This is a genomic window from Carnobacterium sp. GW821-FHT04C06, assembly GCF_059420345.1.
In genome coordinates this window covers 132637-148236 of the sequence record NZ_JBWKTN010000004.1, presented here as the reverse complement: position 1 = coordinate 148236, position 15600 = coordinate 132637, and the positions used below count along the sequence as shown (strand labels likewise).

General features: G+C 37.3%; 13 protein-coding genes and 1 tRNA gene. 10 read left to right on the top strand and 4 right to left on the bottom strand.

Features of this window, described 5'->3' with window-relative positions; genetic code table 11:
* Positions 1-92: 92 nt before the first annotated feature.
* Complete coding sequence (locus tag AC07SW_RS08095) at positions 93-1061, top strand: endo-beta-N-acetylglucosaminidase (protein WP_494632629.1); 969 nt, start codon at positions 93-95, stop codon at positions 1059-1061.
* A 65-nt stretch (positions 1062-1126) separates the two neighbouring features.
* Here AC07SW_RS08095 and AC07SW_RS08090 read toward each other — a convergent pair whose 3' ends face one another.
* Genes AC07SW_RS08090 through AC07SW_RS08080 form a run of 3 tightly spaced genes read right to left on the bottom strand, consistent with a single transcriptional unit; the run spans position 1127 to position 3937 of the window.
* Positions 1127-2353, bottom strand: coding sequence for an ABC transporter permease (locus AC07SW_RS08090; RefSeq protein ID WP_074401679.1), 1227 nt, complete (start codon positions 2351-2353; stop codon positions 1127-1129).
* A 15-nt stretch (positions 2354-2368) separates the two neighbouring features.
* Positions 2369-3061 carry an ABC transporter ATP-binding protein gene (locus tag AC07SW_RS08085; RefSeq protein WP_034568395.1) on the bottom strand — a complete coding sequence of 231 codons (693 nt, stop codon included), beginning with the start codon at positions 3059-3061 and terminating at the stop codon, positions 2369-2371.
* Between the two features lie 15 nt (positions 3062-3076).
* Positions 3077-3937, bottom strand: coding sequence for an efflux RND transporter periplasmic adaptor subunit (locus AC07SW_RS08080; protein WP_034568397.1), 861 nt, complete (start codon positions 3935-3937; stop codon positions 3077-3079).
* 173 nt (positions 3938-4110) lie between these two features.
* Here AC07SW_RS08080 and AC07SW_RS08075 point away from each other — a divergent pair, with 173 nt between their 5' ends.
* The 7 genes from AC07SW_RS08075 to AC07SW_RS08045 all read left to right on the top strand — a co-directional run bounded on the left by AC07SW_RS08075 (position 4111) and on the right by AC07SW_RS08045 (position 11190).
* Positions 4111-4845, top strand: coding sequence for a metallophosphoesterase (locus AC07SW_RS08075; protein ID WP_135023008.1), 735 nt, complete (start codon positions 4111-4113; stop codon positions 4843-4845).
* 126 nt (positions 4846-4971) lie between these two features.
* The gene (locus tag AC07SW_RS08070) at positions 4972-6135 is read left to right on the top strand and encodes a cation:proton antiporter (protein WP_135023007.1); all 1164 of its coding nucleotides are present in this window, start codon (positions 4972-4974) and stop codon (positions 6133-6135) included.
* A gap of 119 nt (positions 6136-6254) precedes the next feature.
* Positions 6255-8438, top strand: a complete 2184-nt coding sequence (locus tag AC07SW_RS08065; protein ID WP_494632627.1) for a Tex family protein — start codon at positions 6255-6257, stop codon at positions 8436-8438.
* Positions 8439-8508: 70 nt separating this feature from the next.
* Positions 8509-8973, top strand: coding sequence for a SprT family protein (locus AC07SW_RS08060; RefSeq protein WP_494632625.1), 465 nt, complete (start codon positions 8509-8511; stop codon positions 8971-8973).
* 135 nt (positions 8974-9108) lie between these two features.
* On the top strand, positions 9109-9621 hold the full coding sequence (locus tag AC07SW_RS08055; protein ID WP_485400959.1) for a MarR family winged helix-turn-helix transcriptional regulator: 513 nt from the start codon (positions 9109-9111) through the stop codon (positions 9619-9621).
* Positions 9602-11005, top strand: coding sequence for an MDR family MFS transporter (locus AC07SW_RS08050; RefSeq protein WP_485400960.1), 1404 nt, complete (start codon positions 9602-9604; stop codon positions 11003-11005). The genes AC07SW_RS08055 and AC07SW_RS08050 overlap by 20 nt, the downstream gene beginning before the upstream one ends.
* A gap of 101 nt (positions 11006-11106) precedes the next feature.
* A tRNA-Leu gene (locus tag AC07SW_RS08045) sits at positions 11107-11190 on the top strand.
* A 51-nt stretch (positions 11191-11241) separates the two neighbouring features.
* Here the strand turns inward: AC07SW_RS08045 and AC07SW_RS08040 are convergent.
* Entirely contained in the window at positions 11242-12099 is an 858-nt protein-coding gene (locus tag AC07SW_RS08040; protein WP_494632624.1) for an alpha/beta hydrolase, read from the bottom strand.
* A gap of 125 nt (positions 12100-12224) precedes the next feature.
* Here AC07SW_RS08040 and AC07SW_RS08035 point away from each other — a divergent pair, with 125 nt between their 5' ends.
* Positions 12225-12908: an NUDIX domain-containing protein gene (locus tag AC07SW_RS08035; protein WP_119908429.1), complete on the top strand. Its 684-nt coding sequence runs from the start codon at positions 12225-12227 to the stop codon at positions 12906-12908.
* Between the two features lie 282 nt (positions 12909-13190).
* Complete coding sequence (locus AC07SW_RS08030) at positions 13191-15551, top strand: WxL domain-containing protein (protein WP_494632623.1); 2361 nt, start codon at positions 13191-13193, stop codon at positions 15549-15551.
* Positions 15552-15600: the final 49 nt, after the last annotated feature.

Here is a 15600-nt window from a genome sequence, read left to right as displayed (position 1 = left end):
TATAAAAGAAGATAGATATGATTTTACTTCTAAGAATCAGTATGTTAAATTTTAATATGTAAGCGTTGTCAATAAATAAAAGGAGTGTTTTGATGAAAAAGAAACAAAAAATGTTGGTTGCATTAATGATTGGTTGCATTAGTTTTTTACTACTCCCTACAACGTCTTTAGCTGCAGGAACGCAAGAGAATCAAGAACCGATTATGATGGCTTACTATCGCACCTGGCGAGACGTAACGATGCCTTCAGATGCAAACTCTAATCTACCAGATAAAAATGTAACCTCAATGCTTGATTTGCCTAAAGAATTAGATATTGTTTCAGTCTTTCACTATGTCAAACCAGGAACCGATCAGCAAAAGTATTGGGATACCTTAAAGAATACTTATGTCCCTGAGCTTCATGCAAGAGGAACGAAGCTGGTGAGAACGATTGATATTAGTGAGCTTTTAAAAGTTCCAGCGCAAAATGGCAAAAAACAAACGACTGCGGATTATGAAAAATATGCAGAGGAATTGCTTGCTACTTATGTGACACCATGGAATTTAGATGGACTGGATGTTGATATGGAAACCAACTTAACAGCAGAGCAAATTGAAGTGGCAACAGGTGTTTTCAAAGCCTTGTCTACGAAATTAGGGCCACAATCTGCTACAGGAAAACTCCTCATTTACGATACGAATCAAACCAATCACGCCTTGTTTAAAAAGGTTGCTCCTTACTGTGATTATTTGTTTTTACAAGCCTATGGTGGTAGTATCGCGCGTTTAGATCGTACTTGGGAAAGTTACAAGGAAAGCATTACACCACAGCAATTTTTACCTGGAATTTCTTTTCCAGAGGAACAAGATCATAACAAATGGGATGATACGATTGAACCGTATGAAACAAGTAGAGCTTATTCCTATGCGATGTGGAACCCAAAAGATGGTGCTAAAGGCGGTATGTTTGTTTACGGTGTTGATCGCGATGGGAAGACATTTGGTGACGATACCATTTCTAAAACCGATTTTAATTGGACGAAACGATTGATGAAATCGATGGGGAAAACAGTTGAATAAATGAAAAGACGGTTCCAAACAAGAGTAATTATCTTGTTTGGAACCGTCCTTTTTAAGTTGAAAACTTATTCGTAACGCAAGGCTTCAATCGGATCAAGACGTGCTGCTTTTCTAGCAGGGTAGATTCCAAAGAAGACACCCACTGCAGAAGAAAAGAGCAAGACCATAACAATTGAACCCAACGTAATACTTGGGACAATATCCAAGGCACTGGCCACTCCATTTGCAAGGAGGATTCCTAAAATCAATCCGATAATTCCTCCAATTAAGGAAAGAATGACAGATTCCATTAGAAACTGGAATAGAATGGTATTGGTTGTTGCACCAAGAGCTTTTCTTGTTCCAATTTCTCGTGTCCGTTCCGTTACCGAAACGAGCATAATATTCATGACGCCAATACCACCTACTAACAAAGCAATACCAGCAACAGCAGCAATAAAATTGATAAATAAACCTAAAACAGAGTCAACTTGATCCAATGCTTGTAAGAAGTTTGTGGCTGTGTAGAAATCTTTTCCAACGGCATCATGTCTTGTTTCAAGAAGTCGAACCATTTGTTTAGAGGCAGACTCAATATCGTCTTTACTTGCAACTTGTACGGTAACGCTATTGATCGCTGCAACGGTTGGATCGAGCTTTGCCATGGTTGTAAGAGGTGTTGCCAAATAGACCGGCATTTTACTTGTGTCAAAAGAGCCTTGCATTTTAGCAAAGGTTCCTTTGGTGACACCAATAATTTTCAAGCTAATGGTAGTTCCACCAACACTTGCCAAATTAATTTTTTCCCCAACGACGTCCTTACGACCTTTAAAAAGGGCAGCAGCAGTATCTTCACTAACTACGGTGACATTTTTGGCATCTTCGTATTCATTTTGATTGAAGTAGCGACCATACACCAATCCTTTGTCCATCATTTGGTTTGTGTATTGCAAATCTGGCGTTCCACCGATTGCTAAAGCGGACTTTTTCTCATAGGTAGAAGAAGCAGTACCGTTTAGTGTCTTATCAGGTGAAATCCTTTCAATTGTTGGGATACTTGTTTTTAATGCTTGTAAATCTTTGTCATTTAAAGAATCACTTTTTGAAGCTTCATTGCTGACGCTTAAAGAGACTGTAGACGCACCTAAATCATTGAATGTTCCTGTAATTTGACTCGTCGCACCATTCCCTACAGCTAGAATTGCGATAACGGAAGCAATCCCAATAATAATGCCTAGCATTGTTAAAAATGAGCGCATCTTATTTGCAAAAATACTGTCTAAAGCCATTTTGAAATTCTCTTTTAGATTCATGAAAACCCTCCTTTCCTATAAAATGACTTGGTTCTCTTGAATTTTGTCATCTTGGATTTCGCCATCTTTAAAAGAAACAATCCGTTTTGTATAAATGGCAACTTCAGGTTCATGAGTAACCATAACGACGGTCGTTCCTTCTGCATTTAACTCTTGGAAAATCCGCATAATTTCAATTGTCGTTTTTGAATCTAAATTACCTGTTGGTTCGTCTGCCATTAAAACAGCTGGATTATTGACAATCGCACGAGCAATTGCCACCCGTTGCTTTTGTCCACCAGAGATTTCATTTGGTCGGTGTTTTACTCGATCACTCAATCCCACCCGATCCAATGCTTTTAAGGCCCGTTCGCGACGCTCTTTTGCAGGAATTCCACCATAAACCATTGGCAGTTCCACGTTTTCTAAAATCGTCATACGTGGCATTAGATTAAAGGATTGAAAGACAAATCCGATTTCCTTATTGCGGACGTGGGCACTTTGGTTGTCACTTAATCCTGTTACATTTTCCCCATTCAAAATGTATTCGCCACTATCAAATCGATCAAGTAAGCCTAAAATATTCATCATCGTTGATTTACCAGAACCACTAGGACCCATGATTGCAGTGAATTCGCCTTCTTGAATGTGAAGGGAGATTTTTTTTAAGGCCGTTAATTCTTCGCCACCAGTGCGGTAGATTTTAACGATATCTTTTAAATCAATCATCTTTCTTCACTCCTTTTATTTAGCTGTGACACTGGTACCATTTTTAATGCTGTCGTCAGGAGTTAGAATTACTTTTTCTCCTTTAGTTAAGCCTTTATTGATTTGAACAAGGTTATCTGATTGAATTCCTGTTTCAATCATCACTTTTTTAGCTTGATCTTTTTTAATCGTATAAACAAAAGGTTTATTTTCTTTGTCGTACAATAACGCTTCAACAGGAATCGTTAAGGCATTATCTGCAGTGTTGGTTGTAATATCTGCATCGATTTCAAAGCCAGCAAATAAACCAGCAGGAGGCGTATCAAAAACAATTGTGCCACCTAAAGAAGTATCTGAACCAGTAGCGCCAGTTGTGGTGGTTGCCACTGGATCAATTGCAGAAACACGACCCTTGAAGGTTTCATTGCCGGTTCTTAACGTTACGACTTGATCTTTTTTGACAATACTTGCATCTGATTTAGAAAGTGAAATAGCGACTTTTAAGTTGCTTAAGTCTGCAAGAGAAACGGAAGGCTTAGCAGTTTGAGCACTTAAATCAGCTTCATCTTTTTTGACATTTAGCGCTGTTACAGTGCCAGCAAAGTTTGCTTTTAATTTTGTACCATCAAGATAAGAGACTAAAGTAGCGTCTTTTTCAACGGTATCGCCAACAGCAACATTGACTTCTGAAACGACACCTTGACCGTAGGCTTCTTGTGTTTCAATAGGCTCTAATTTTCCGGTCGTAGATAAGGTTTCCACAACTGTTTTTTCTTTGACTTCTGTGGTTGAAACGGTACTGACTTTTGCTTTTTCTTTTGGACCAAAGACACTGAAACCGATAAAGACTACCGCTGCAATGACAATTAAAAATCCAAGTATTTTTTTCCAATTCATTTAAGTTCATCCTCTCTTAATAAAAAGCTATTTGTGAATGACTTATTTTAACATAAAAAGTGACAGATTGTCATTTGTTGACTATTTTTTTAATCGTTAAATGACCTCTCATATTGGTTTTCCAAATAATAAGTGTATAATAATAAAAAAGCGCGTTAGTAGGGGGACTAAAGATGGACACACAAGTTTTAGCAATTGGAGACATTCATGGACAGATTCAACTTTTTGAAGAAATGCTGAATCATTGGAAGGAAGCCACGCAACAATTGGTTTTAATTGGAGATTTAGGCGATCGCGGAGAAAATCCAAAGGCCTGTTTTTTGTTGGGAAAAAAATTAGTGGAAGAAAAACATGCCATTTACTTAAAAGGCAATCATGAAGATTTATTACTTAGATTTTTAGCAGATCCTGAGGAACGTTATGAAAATTATTGCTTGAACGGCGGAATGCGCACGCTAGAAAGTCTACTTCATACCGGATTAGAAGCGGAATATTCTCCTACAGAAATCAGCATGTTAGTAAAAAGCCATTACCCTGAATTAATTGAATTTTTAAATGGCTTGCCTCTTTATTTTGAATGGCAGGATTATGTCTTCGTTCATGCAGGTGTGGACTTAGCCAAAAGTGATTGGAAAAAAACCAGTGAAAGAGACTTTATGTGGATTCGCGAGCCGTTTCATACTGGCGAAAATAAAACGGGGAAAACGATTGTATTTGGTCATACCATTACGCCATCACTTCATGGAGATAATGAAACAACTTCATTGTGGCAACAGGATCATAAAGTAGGCATTGATGGTGGAGCTGTTTATGGCGGTGTATTACATGGCGTTGTTTTTGATAAAAAGCAGTTAGTAGAAGACATCGTTTTGGTAAATAAAGGGTACGTTTGGGATGGAGAACGCTAAAATGCAACCAGAAGGTATAGCCTGCAAGAAGAATTAGTGAGTTTCAAGACTAAAGATGATATACTAGATAGGCGTAGCAATTAAGTGAAAACTTATCAAAAAACAGGAAAAGAAAGAGGTAGTTAGATGGCATTTTTAGGGTCATTGTGTTTGATTTTAGTGTTTACAAAGGTGGCAGGTCACTTATGTAATCGAATTGGCGTTCCTGCAGTGATTGGAGAGCTATTAGTAGGAATCATACTAGGACCTGCTATTTTAGGATGGATTCAACCAGATGCGTTTATCCATTATTTTGCGGAAATCGGTGTTGTGATTTTAATGTTTATTGCAGGACTAGAGAGTGATTTGGCATTATTAAGAAAATATTGGAAGCCCGCACTTTCAGTCGCTTTGTTAGGCATTGTTTTCCCAATGGTATTTGGTTTTGGGATGGGGGAACTTTTTGGGATGGCATTTCAAAGCTCGATTTTCTTAGGGGTATTGTTTAGTGCAACCTCGGTTAGTATTTCCGTTCAAGTGTTAAAGGATTTAAACAAAGTAGATTCAAAAGAAGGCGCAACAATTTTAGGCGCTGCAGTTGTTGATGATATCGTGGTTGTTATTCTTCTAGGCGTATTGGTGAGCTTGTTTAACACAGGTGGTGGAGATAGCCAGCCTTTACCCTTCATGTTGATGAAAAAAGTGATCTTCTTTATCGTTATTTTTGTTCTTGCAAGATGGGTCGTTCCAATGTTAATGAAAATCTCATCTAAGATGTTGACGATTGAAGCAGAGACAGCAATGGCTTTGATTATCTGTTTAGCCTTCTCTTACTTTGCTGATTTTATGGGAATGGGCAGTATTATTGGCGCGTTCTTTGCTGGAATCGCCATTTCGCAAACACCTTACAAGCACAAAATTGAAAAGAAAATCGAACCCATTGGGTACGCGGTGTTTATTCCAGTCTTCTTTGTTAGTATTGGATTAAATATGGACTTTTCAGGTTTTGGTGAACAATGGCTCTTCATTCTATTATTGACAGTCGTAGCTGTTTTAACGAAACAATTTGGTGGCGCGATTGGTGCAAGAGTGACAGGGTTCAATTGGAAATCTGCCGCAGTAATCGGTGCAGGAATGGTGTCGCGAGGTGAGATGGCATTGATTATAGCCAAATTAGGCTTAGAATCTAATCTATTAACAGAAGAGTTCTATTCTTCAATTATTGTGGTGATCATCGCAACAACTGTCATCGCTCCGTTTATTCTCAAATATACCATTACAAAGCAAGATGAGTCTTTAAAACTGAATTAAGCAAGTGCCCCTCAGCCAATAATGATTGAGGGGTTTTTTAGTAGGTTTATTCTAGAAGTTACAAGCTTTAGGATTTATGCTAAAATAAGAGAAGGATTTTAGAAGAGAGGAAGAACAAAATGGCTGAAAATAATGATGCAACAATTTTAACCTTACTAAAAAAAGAATTAAAAATTTATAGCGATAAACAAATGAAAACTGTTTTAGATTTACTAGAGGAAGGAAATACCGTTCCTTTTATTGCCCGTTACCGTAAAGAGATGACCGGGAGCTTAGATGAAGTTCAAATTCGTGAAATTGAAGATCGTTACCATTATTTACAAAACTTAGAAAAAAGAAAAGGCGAAGTTTTGCGGATAATAGAAGAACAAGGGAAATTAACTCCTGAGTTAAGAAAATCAATCGAAACAGCAGCTAAGATGCAATTAGTAGAAGATTTGTATCGTCCATACAAACAAAAGCGCCGCACGAAGGCAACCATTGCTAAAGAAAAAGGACTAGAACCACTTGCTGAATGGTTAATGACATTCCCTACAGGTGTTGACATTAAAGCAGAAGCTTCTCGTTATGTAAATTCAGAAAAAGAAGTTGCATCCCCAGAAGAAGCATTAGCAGGTGTCCATGAGATTTTAGCTGAAAAAATTAGTGATGAACCAAAATACCGCACATGGATTCGTGGCTTTACAAATAAAAATGGCTTCATTAAAACAACAGTTAAAAACAAAGAAAAAGATGAAAAAGAAGTCTATGAAATGTATTATGACTTCCAAGAGCCAATTTCAAAATTGGTATCACATCGCATTTTAGCCTTTAATCGTGGTGAAAAAGAAGACATTCTAAAAGTGAATTTAGTTGTAGATGAAGAGCGTATTACTAAATACCTAAGCCGTGAAATTATTGAAAACGAAGATTCAGCAGCAGTTCCATACGTAACAGCAGCTTTTGAAGATAGCTACAAACGTTTTATTGGCCCATCAATTGAGCGAGAAATTCGTGGCGAGTTAACAGAACGCGCAGACGAACAAGCCATTCATATTTTTGGTGAGAACCTGCGTAATCTGTTATTACAAGCACCCTTAAAAGGCAAAATGGTCTTAGGACTTGACCCCGCTTACCGGACAGGCTGTAAGTTAGCTGTGATTGATCCAACAGGAAAAGTCATTGCTATTGATGTGATTTATCCTCATAAGCCAGCTGGCGAAAAGCCAAGAAAAGAAGCGGCTGTTAAGTTTAAAGAAATGATTAAAAAATATGGCATTGAAATGATCGCAATAGGGAATGGAACGGCTAGTCGTGAGTCTGAACAATTTGTTGTGGATAATTTAAAAGAAATCGACGACGACGTTTATTATGTTATTGTAAATGAAGCAGGGGCTTCTGTTTATTCAGCAAGTGATTTGGCACGTAGCGAATTTCCTGATCTACAGGTGGAACAAAGAAGTGCAGTTAGTATTGCCCGTCGCCTACAAGATCCACTAGCAGAATTAGTGAAAATCGATCCTAAAGCCGTTGGTGTGGGACAATATCAACATGATGTTTCGCAAAAACGTTTAGAAGAGCGTCTTGAATTTGTTGTTGAAACAGCTGTTAACCAAGTAGGGGTTAACGTAAATACAGCAAGCGCGCCACTGCTACAACATGTAGCCGGTTTAAATAAAACAACTGCGACTAATGTCGTTGCGTACCGTGATGAAAATGGCCGCTTTGATAGTCGTGCTGCTCTTAAAAAAGTTCCTCGTTTAGGACCAAAAGCATACGAACAAGCCGTTGGGTTTATGCGGATTGTGGATGGGAAGAATATCTTAGACAACACAGGGATTCATCCTGAAACGTATAAAGAAGCAAAAGAAATTTTAGCGTTAGCAGATTTGACGTTAGCAGATGTTGGTAGTCTGAAGGCTAAAGAAGCATTGGCTCAATTGTCGTTGAATCAGCTTAGCGAACAAACTAAATTAGGAAAAGAAACTTTAAAAGACATGATCGATGCTTTATCTCGACCAGGACGTGATTTACGTGATGAATTGCCAGCACCATTATTGCGCAAAGACGTGTTAACTATGGAAGACTTAAAAGCCGGAATGGAGCTTGAAGGAACGGTACGTAACGTTGTGGATTTCGGAGCGTTTGTGGATATCGGAGTTAAGCAAGATGGGATGGTTCATATTTCTAAACTAAGCAATAAATTTATTAAACACCCAACAGATGCTGTTGCTGTAGGAGATGTTGTGACAGTCTGGGTTGATTCAATTGACTTGAAAAAAGGCCGAATCGCTTTAACGATGTTGCCTCCAGAAAAAAAATAAGTTAAAGATGTTCACCGACAAAGAGTGTGTTGGTGAACATTTTCATTTATAGGTAAAGGATTGGATTAAAATGAATCAAAAAGAATTGCAACTACTTGTTGAAAGTATTTCAATCAACGACTTTCAGCGACCTTTTAATCATCAAGCAACCTTTAATTCACGTTTAAAAACAACGGGTGGACGGTACCATTTAAACACCCATCATTTAGATTTTAACTTAAAAGTATTGGAAACTTTTGGTATGGAGGAATTTATTGGGGTTGTGAAGCATGAACTGTGTCACTATCATTTGCATTTAAGTGGTGGCGGTTATCAGCATAAAGATGCTGATTTTAAAAGATTGCTAAAGCAAGTTGGCGGCAGCCGTTATGTTCAGTCCTTAAAACCAAGGGATCAAAAGCAAGCTTACTGGGTGTATCAGTGCCAACAGTGCAAAAATTCGCTTTATCGAAAAAAACGCTTTAATACCGCACGTTATGTGTGTGGTCAATGTAAGGGGAAATTAGTTTTAAAAAGAGAACGAGTGGAAATGTAAAAAGCCAACAACTGAAAGTCTTTACGTTAGTTATGCGTAAAGACTTTTTTAATACTTGACAACTTCCTTCTTTTATTTATATAATACACTAGCGTACTATATAGTAGAGTACTAGATACAGAAAGTAGGGAAGATATGGAAAATTATTCTTTTGATATCAATATGAAGCTAAAGCGAGTCAATCGTTTGCATAAGATTAAGGGCGACAAGGAACTAAACGAATTAGGCATTCATGTAGGACAATCTTTTATATTAGAAGTAATCTATATGAAAAAAAGTTGTACACAAAAGGAAATTGCCGATTATTTGAAAATTTCAACGTCTTCTATTACCAATCCTATTAAACGGTTAGAAGAAAAGAAGCTAATAAAAAAACAGCAGTCTAAAACGGATTTGCGCTACAATGTGATTACATTGACCAAAGAAGGTACGCTTACTATTAAGCAAATGTTAAGCACCATCAATGAGATTGAACAAACGATGATTAAAGATTTTTCACCAGATGAAGTGAACCAATTAAACGATTTTTTTAATCGAATGATTTATAATTTACAACCAGAAGGAAGCTTAGAAGAGCTTCAAAAAGAAGAATACGGCAATATGTATGCCGAGAGTATTGAGGTGGATCATGACAACTACAACAGATAAAATTAAAGTAAGTACCTTAATTGCGATTGTCGCATCAGCGATGTTGACTTTTATGGGGATTGTTTCGGAAACGGCATTAAATGTTGCTTTTCCAATCTTAATGAAAGAATTTAATGTAACCAGTGCAACGATTCAGTGGTTAACAACAGGCTATTTATTAGTCGTCGCTATTTTAGTTCCTATTTCACCAATGTTGGTGAAACGTTATCCCACAAAGCGCTTATTTCAAGCTGCGGTAGTGATTTTCACGGTAGGAACTATAATTTGTGGCTTTGCAATGAGTTTTCCGATGTTATTATTGGGGCGTCTGATTCAAGCGATTGGGACAGGTATTTCCTTGCCTTTAATGTTTAACTTAATTTTAGCTTTAATTCCAATGCATAAGCGGGGCGTGATTATGGGAATTGCAGGACTTGTTACGAGCTTTGCACCTGCGATTGGACCGACTTATGGAGGGATTGTGGTAACGTCAATTGGCTGGCAATCGATTTTTCTTATTTTACTGCCATTGTTGGTAATTGCCTTAGTAGCCGGAAGTTTAACGATTCAATCAATTTCAACAATTGAAAAACAAAAGATAGATTTTCTTTCAATTGGTTTATCAATCGTTGCTTTTTCAGGGATTATTTACGGCTTTAGCTTAGCAGGCGAAACTGGCTGGCTGCATCTGGGCGTTATGGGTTCTTTGGGAATTGGTGCGATTGGGTTAGCCTTATTTTCAATCCGTCAGTTTAAAATTGATGTCCCATTGATTAATTTAGCTGTGTTTAAGTTTCCAATGTTTACACTAGGATTGGCTCAAGTCTTTTTATTGATGATGATTGTTTTAGGAAATTCCTTTTTATTGCCGACCTTTTCTGAAAGTGTGTTTGGCGTAAATGCGACAGTGGCAGGATTTATGCTGTTACCAGGTGCAGCAATTAGTGCGATTTTAGCACCAATTGCTGGGAAAATTCTAGACAATTCAGGTCCACGGGTTGTCATTTCATTTGGAGCCTTTCTATTAGCTGTTGCTACAGGGTTATGTGTGCTATTTACGAATCAATTAACAACGATTTTGATGGGCAGCTTGTATTTGCTCCTAATGATTGGTGTAGCATTTGTATATGTTCCTTCTCAAACGAATGCTTTGAATCAATTGCCACAAAAGTACAATTCAGATGGAACTGCGATTATCAATACTTTACAACAAGTCTCTGGTGCGATTGGAACCTCATTAGTAGCAGGATTATTAACAGCTAGTCAACAAAAAATAACTGATTCAGCTAACCATTTATCAAAAGAACAATTGATGATTGAAGGAGGGCATAATGCCTTCTTACTGATGTTTGTCATTGCTGTGATTGGATTTGTTTTAAGTTTTGGACTGAAAAAGAATAAATAAATCAAAAAGCGCTTGAAGTTATACGACTTCAAGCGCTTTGTTTTAAAAGAAATTGACTTTGATTTATTCCTATTATAAAATAAAAAGAGAAACAAGCAATTGCGGTCATGGCGGAATGGCAGACGCGCTGCCTTGAGGGGGCAGTCGGGATTCTCCCGGTGGAAGTTCGAGTCTTCTTGACCGCATAGGATAAGTAGGTAAAAGAAAGACGTTACTTAAATAGTAACGTCTTTCTTTTAGTTTCCAACCAATTCAACTTTTTTTTCTGTGTTTAAAGGAGGATTATCCGTCAAAAAATGATGTACCCACCCCACAACCTCTTGATTATCAACCAATCCAATATGCGTATCCGTTGTTATTTTTTCAAGATAAGTATGGACATTTTCTGGGAAAATCAACCGTGACGACAAAGCACTGCCAAGTGGAACGATACTATCGGTTTTTTCACCACTTCCATCATCGCCTGCAATCGAAAGGACAACTAATTGTGGATTTAACTTTGAGCGATTACGGATATAAGTTTTCAACTCATCTGTTTGAAAAGGAACCCCTTTAAAATCAAGATTCACCTGATTGTCCTCAGGGTCTAGCTCATTAAAAGGAGCACCTAAAACAACCATTTTGCGTAAGTGAGGAACGTCTTCTTTTTGGTCATACTCCTCAGCGTAATCCGTTAGTGCTAACCCGCCATTCGAAAAACCAATCGCATCAAATTGCTGAAATTGATACGTTTTTTTCAAATGAGTGAGTAATTTTTGAAGTCCTTTGCTCCAATCCTCGATAGGCGCATTATTTTCTTCAAACCCAATAGATACAATTGGATGTTTAGCATCTTTGGTGAGGGTTCCTTGATAATCTAGTTGACCATCCCCATCAATTGTTACTTTTAATGTTTCAGTTGAAGGGTCAGGTAAGTCGTTTAATTTTTGAATAAAAGCATCAAATGAATCTTCATTGCCTCCACTTCCATGAATGACAACGATTGGAATTTCATTTTCCAGTGCTAGTTTGGGTAAGGTACTTTTTTTAGGAGTAGCTGTGCAAGCACTTGTAAAAATTAAAAGTAGGATAAAAAAAGTGAGTAATTTTTTCATTGATAAGAACTCCTTTAATATAGGATTGTTAAAATTGTATCATGTGCTATTTTTATTTACTAGTTACATTCCTTAAAAGTATAGTAAACTAAAGAGAGAGGGATACAAAGAAAGGAAGTTTAGAGATGAAATTTAACTCAAAAGCAGAAGAAAAATATTACTATGAACGAGTGGCACCAGAAGCTGATTTCTTAGAGTGGTACGCCAATGAAGACTTGCCTCAATATGAAAAACCTTCTGTTACAGTCGATAATGTGATGCTTTGCTATGATAAAGAAGCGCAGCAACTTAAAATGCTGTTAATCAAAAGAATAGCCAACCCTTTTAGAAATTGTTGGGCATTGCCAGGAGGTTTTGTTGACAAACAAGAAGCGACCACAGCAACTTGTCTAAGAGAAACTAAAGAAGAAACTGGAATTGAATTAACAAAAGAGGCTATTTATGAAATAGGTTCATTTAGCCAACCTAATCGTGATCCTCGTGGCTGGACAATTACTATTAGCTATTTAGCTCTCTTACCAACAATGCCTGTTACAACCGCAGGAGATGATGCAAAAGAAGCCCAATGGTTTAATGTATCAATCAAAGATGAACAGTTACTGCTGAGTTTTAATGAACAAAAAATTACAATTGATTTAACGAGTACAAAATCTAATAAGACAGCTTTAGCATTTGATCATGAGGCTATCATTCGTAGAGGTTTCAAAAAACTACTTTTAACTGAAAATCAACCTCAGTTGAAAATGTTAATTGGTAAAACAAGTGAATCGAAAGATGTTGAAAAGATAATGAAAAAATTAGATAGATAAGCTAAATGAAAATAAATTTAAAAGTCAATGACATTGTCGCTGACTTGTAAGTTTATTTTTTTTACTAAATGAACAACAATATATTTAGGTTTAATAACTATATTTTTATAGAATAAATTTTTATTATAAAACCAAGGGATAAAAGATGCAAAAGTAATTTAATTCGGTTAGAATGAATTTAAATTAACATGAGAAAGTTATTAAAAGTTACATACGATTTATCTAGTGAAATACTGAATAGCCTATATAAACTGTAAATTCATTTTTTAGGGGGCGATAATTTTGAATAATAAAAAGTTTAATATTGTTATTTTTATGATGTTAACTTTAGTGATTTTTTATTTACAAGATATGGTGAAAGCAGTTACTTTAAATGAAGAAATAAAGACCGAAGAAACAAGCTTATCCACCCCGTCAGATTCAAGTTGCCCAATTGACTCAACAGCCCCATCGATTTCCTCTAATTCAACAATAAATGGACCACAAGTTAACCTTACCAATAATGAAAAAAATGATGAAACCGATTTAAACGAACCAGTCAATAGTGAAAGCAACCAAAAAAGCACCAATCAAATCAGTCCTCGCTTACTAGATCTTGATGTTGGAACAAGCACATTAACAGGAAGTTACACAACTGGAGCTTGTGGACAAGGGATAACGACGATTAATTATAAATATGTTCCGTTAGTAGCAGTTGGATTGAATACGGTTCCAATACTAGCTGTCCAAATTCCTCCTGAAATAGCAGCGCAATTAGCAGGAAATACAGCTAAGCAAACCTTATTTTTAAAAAATTTAACTGGAAATGTCACTTATCCTACTCAATCGATTTTAGGTGGAACGAGTACAGCCTCCATTCAAGCAACGGATAAAGGATTTACTTTAACTTACAATGAGAGCTTATCAGCAGTAGTAATCACGTTCCCAAAAACAGGTTTAAGCTTAGGTTTATTAATTGAATGGTCTTTAAATATGGCTATTGATACGGTCGCCCTTTATAAGAATGGGATTATTATTCCGCCAGCTGCAAATGGTGCGAACTATCCAATTAAAGGAACGATGACGTCTGCCTCGCAAGGGATTAATTTAACAGTAGGTTTAGGAAATACAAAAGCAGGAAGTATCAACACCCCTTCAATGGGACTAGGAACCTGTCCAATACTCGCAATCAAGCCCCCAGTAATCAACGACACGATGCAGCATGGAAATAAAAGTATTACAGGAACGATTAACCAAATAAAAGACCCAGGCTACACCTATACAGCTGATATTACGTTATCTGCGCCAGACGGTAGTCATGCCCCCATTGTTACAACAGGTGTTTTAGTAGACAGCAGTGGAAATTTTTCAATAAACGCAGCTAATGCCTATGAATATGGTGATACTGTGACGGCGATTCTCCATGCAAAAGCCATTACAGGAACTGATCAATATCAAAGTACCCTCAGTAATATAGCAACTGTAAAATGGCCTATTGTTGTTCCAACATTAACCACACCCGTAGTCGGAAATACTCAAATTACAGGAAGCGCCATCCAAACAGTTACCACAGGTTTGTATCAAGTTGCCGTGACCGTAAATAATCAAACGACGAATGTCCCCCTAAATGCAAATGGCACATTCGCTTTGACAGGTTTAGCTCCATTGAAAGGAGGTGATCAAGTTAGTGTTGTTATTCAAGGCATCAGTAGTCGAACAGCTAATAAAATCTTAGTGAGTAGCAATAATGTTTCAAGCACGGTTGCCTTTGTAACACCCCAATTAGCTGTAACTCAAATTGTTGAAAAATGGTCAAAAGATGGGACGTGGATTCCAGCTATATCTGCTGTCACAAACCAAAAAGTACGCTTCACAATCAAAGTCCAATTACAAAATAGCAACGCCATTTGGGATAATCAACTTTTACTAAACTGGATTCCTAGCGGAGTAACCAATCTAACAAATCCACAAGTTAGTAAGGTGAGCGCAACTGGTGTTTCGACTGTAATAGGTACTCCAGTAGTCGTTCCACAAAGTTCAAGCCCATCAGGTTCAGCGTATCAGTTTCAAAATTTACTTGCTGGAAATAATTTGGTAACCGCCAATGAGGCCCTTACTCTTCAATATTCTGCAACCATCGCGCCAAATGTTGCCAACACCACTTTAGTAAATAGCTTTTTCGTGAATGGAACAAATGGAGGAGGAACAGCGATTGCCCAGCAATCACTAGTTGCAACTTTACCAATTGGAGATGGAACGTTGCGCTTAGTGAGTGCCCCTAGTCAAATTAGCTTCGGCACATTATCGGTTCCAACTGCTACAAAGATTTACAATCCAACGACTGTTACAAATTCACTTTCTGTTGCCGACGGACGCGTCCAAAAAGCCCAATGGCATTTATATGTTCGTGAAACCCAACCACTAACAGCTGGAGCCAACGTGTTAAATCAAGTGTTAATTTATAGCAAGGCTGGTCAAGATATTCCATTAAATCAAAGCAACCAAGAAATTTACACCGCTACATCAACCGACGATAATGCAACAGTAATCCAATGGCCAAAAGGTGAGGGGATTCGACTTAAAATAGGCCCGAATCCGAATGTTAAATCGGGTCAAAGTTATCAAGGAAAACTGGAATGGAATTTATCCGACGCACCGATTTAAAAAATCAAAGCAAGGCTCAAAGGGGAAAATAAAAAAGAGAGAAGGAATA

Excerpts from the sequence above, each read along its gene's own strand:
- AC07SW_RS08095 (WP_494632629.1), top strand. The coding sequence starts at position 93 with ATGAAAAAGAAACAAAAAATGTTGGTTGCATTAATGATTGGTTGCATT.
- AC07SW_RS08090 (WP_074401679.1), bottom strand. The coding sequence starts at position 2,353 with ATGAATCTAAAAGAGAATTTCAAAATGGCTTTAGACAGTATTTTTGCA.
- AC07SW_RS08085 (WP_034568395.1), bottom strand. The coding sequence starts at position 3,061 with ATGATTGATTTAAAAGATATCGTTAAAATCTACCGCACTGGTGGCGAA.
- AC07SW_RS08080 (WP_034568397.1), bottom strand. The coding sequence starts at position 3,937 with ATGAATTGGAAAAAAATACTTGGATTTTTAATTGTCATTGCAGCGGTA.
- AC07SW_RS08075 (WP_135023008.1), top strand. The coding sequence starts at position 4,111 with ATGGACACACAAGTTTTAGCAATTGGAGACATTCATGGACAGATTCAA.
- AC07SW_RS08070 (WP_135023007.1), top strand. The coding sequence starts at position 4,972 with ATGGCATTTTTAGGGTCATTGTGTTTGATTTTAGTGTTTACAAAGGTG.
- AC07SW_RS08065 (WP_494632627.1), top strand. The coding sequence starts at position 6,255 with ATGGCTGAAAATAATGATGCAACAATTTTAACCTTACTAAAAAAAGAA.
- AC07SW_RS08060 (WP_494632625.1), top strand. The coding sequence starts at position 8,509 with ATGAATCAAAAAGAATTGCAACTACTTGTTGAAAGTATTTCAATCAAC.
- AC07SW_RS08055 (WP_485400959.1), top strand. The coding sequence starts at position 9,109 with ATGGAAAATTATTCTTTTGATATCAATATGAAGCTAAAGCGAGTCAAT.
- AC07SW_RS08050 (WP_485400960.1), top strand. The coding sequence starts at position 9,602 with ATGACAACTACAACAGATAAAATTAAAGTAAGTACCTTAATTGCGATT.
- AC07SW_RS08040 (WP_494632624.1), bottom strand. The coding sequence starts at position 12,099 with ATGAAAAAATTACTCACTTTTTTTATCCTACTTTTAATTTTTACAAGT.
- AC07SW_RS08035 (WP_119908429.1), top strand. The coding sequence starts at position 12,225 with ATGAAATTTAACTCAAAAGCAGAAGAAAAATATTACTATGAACGAGTG.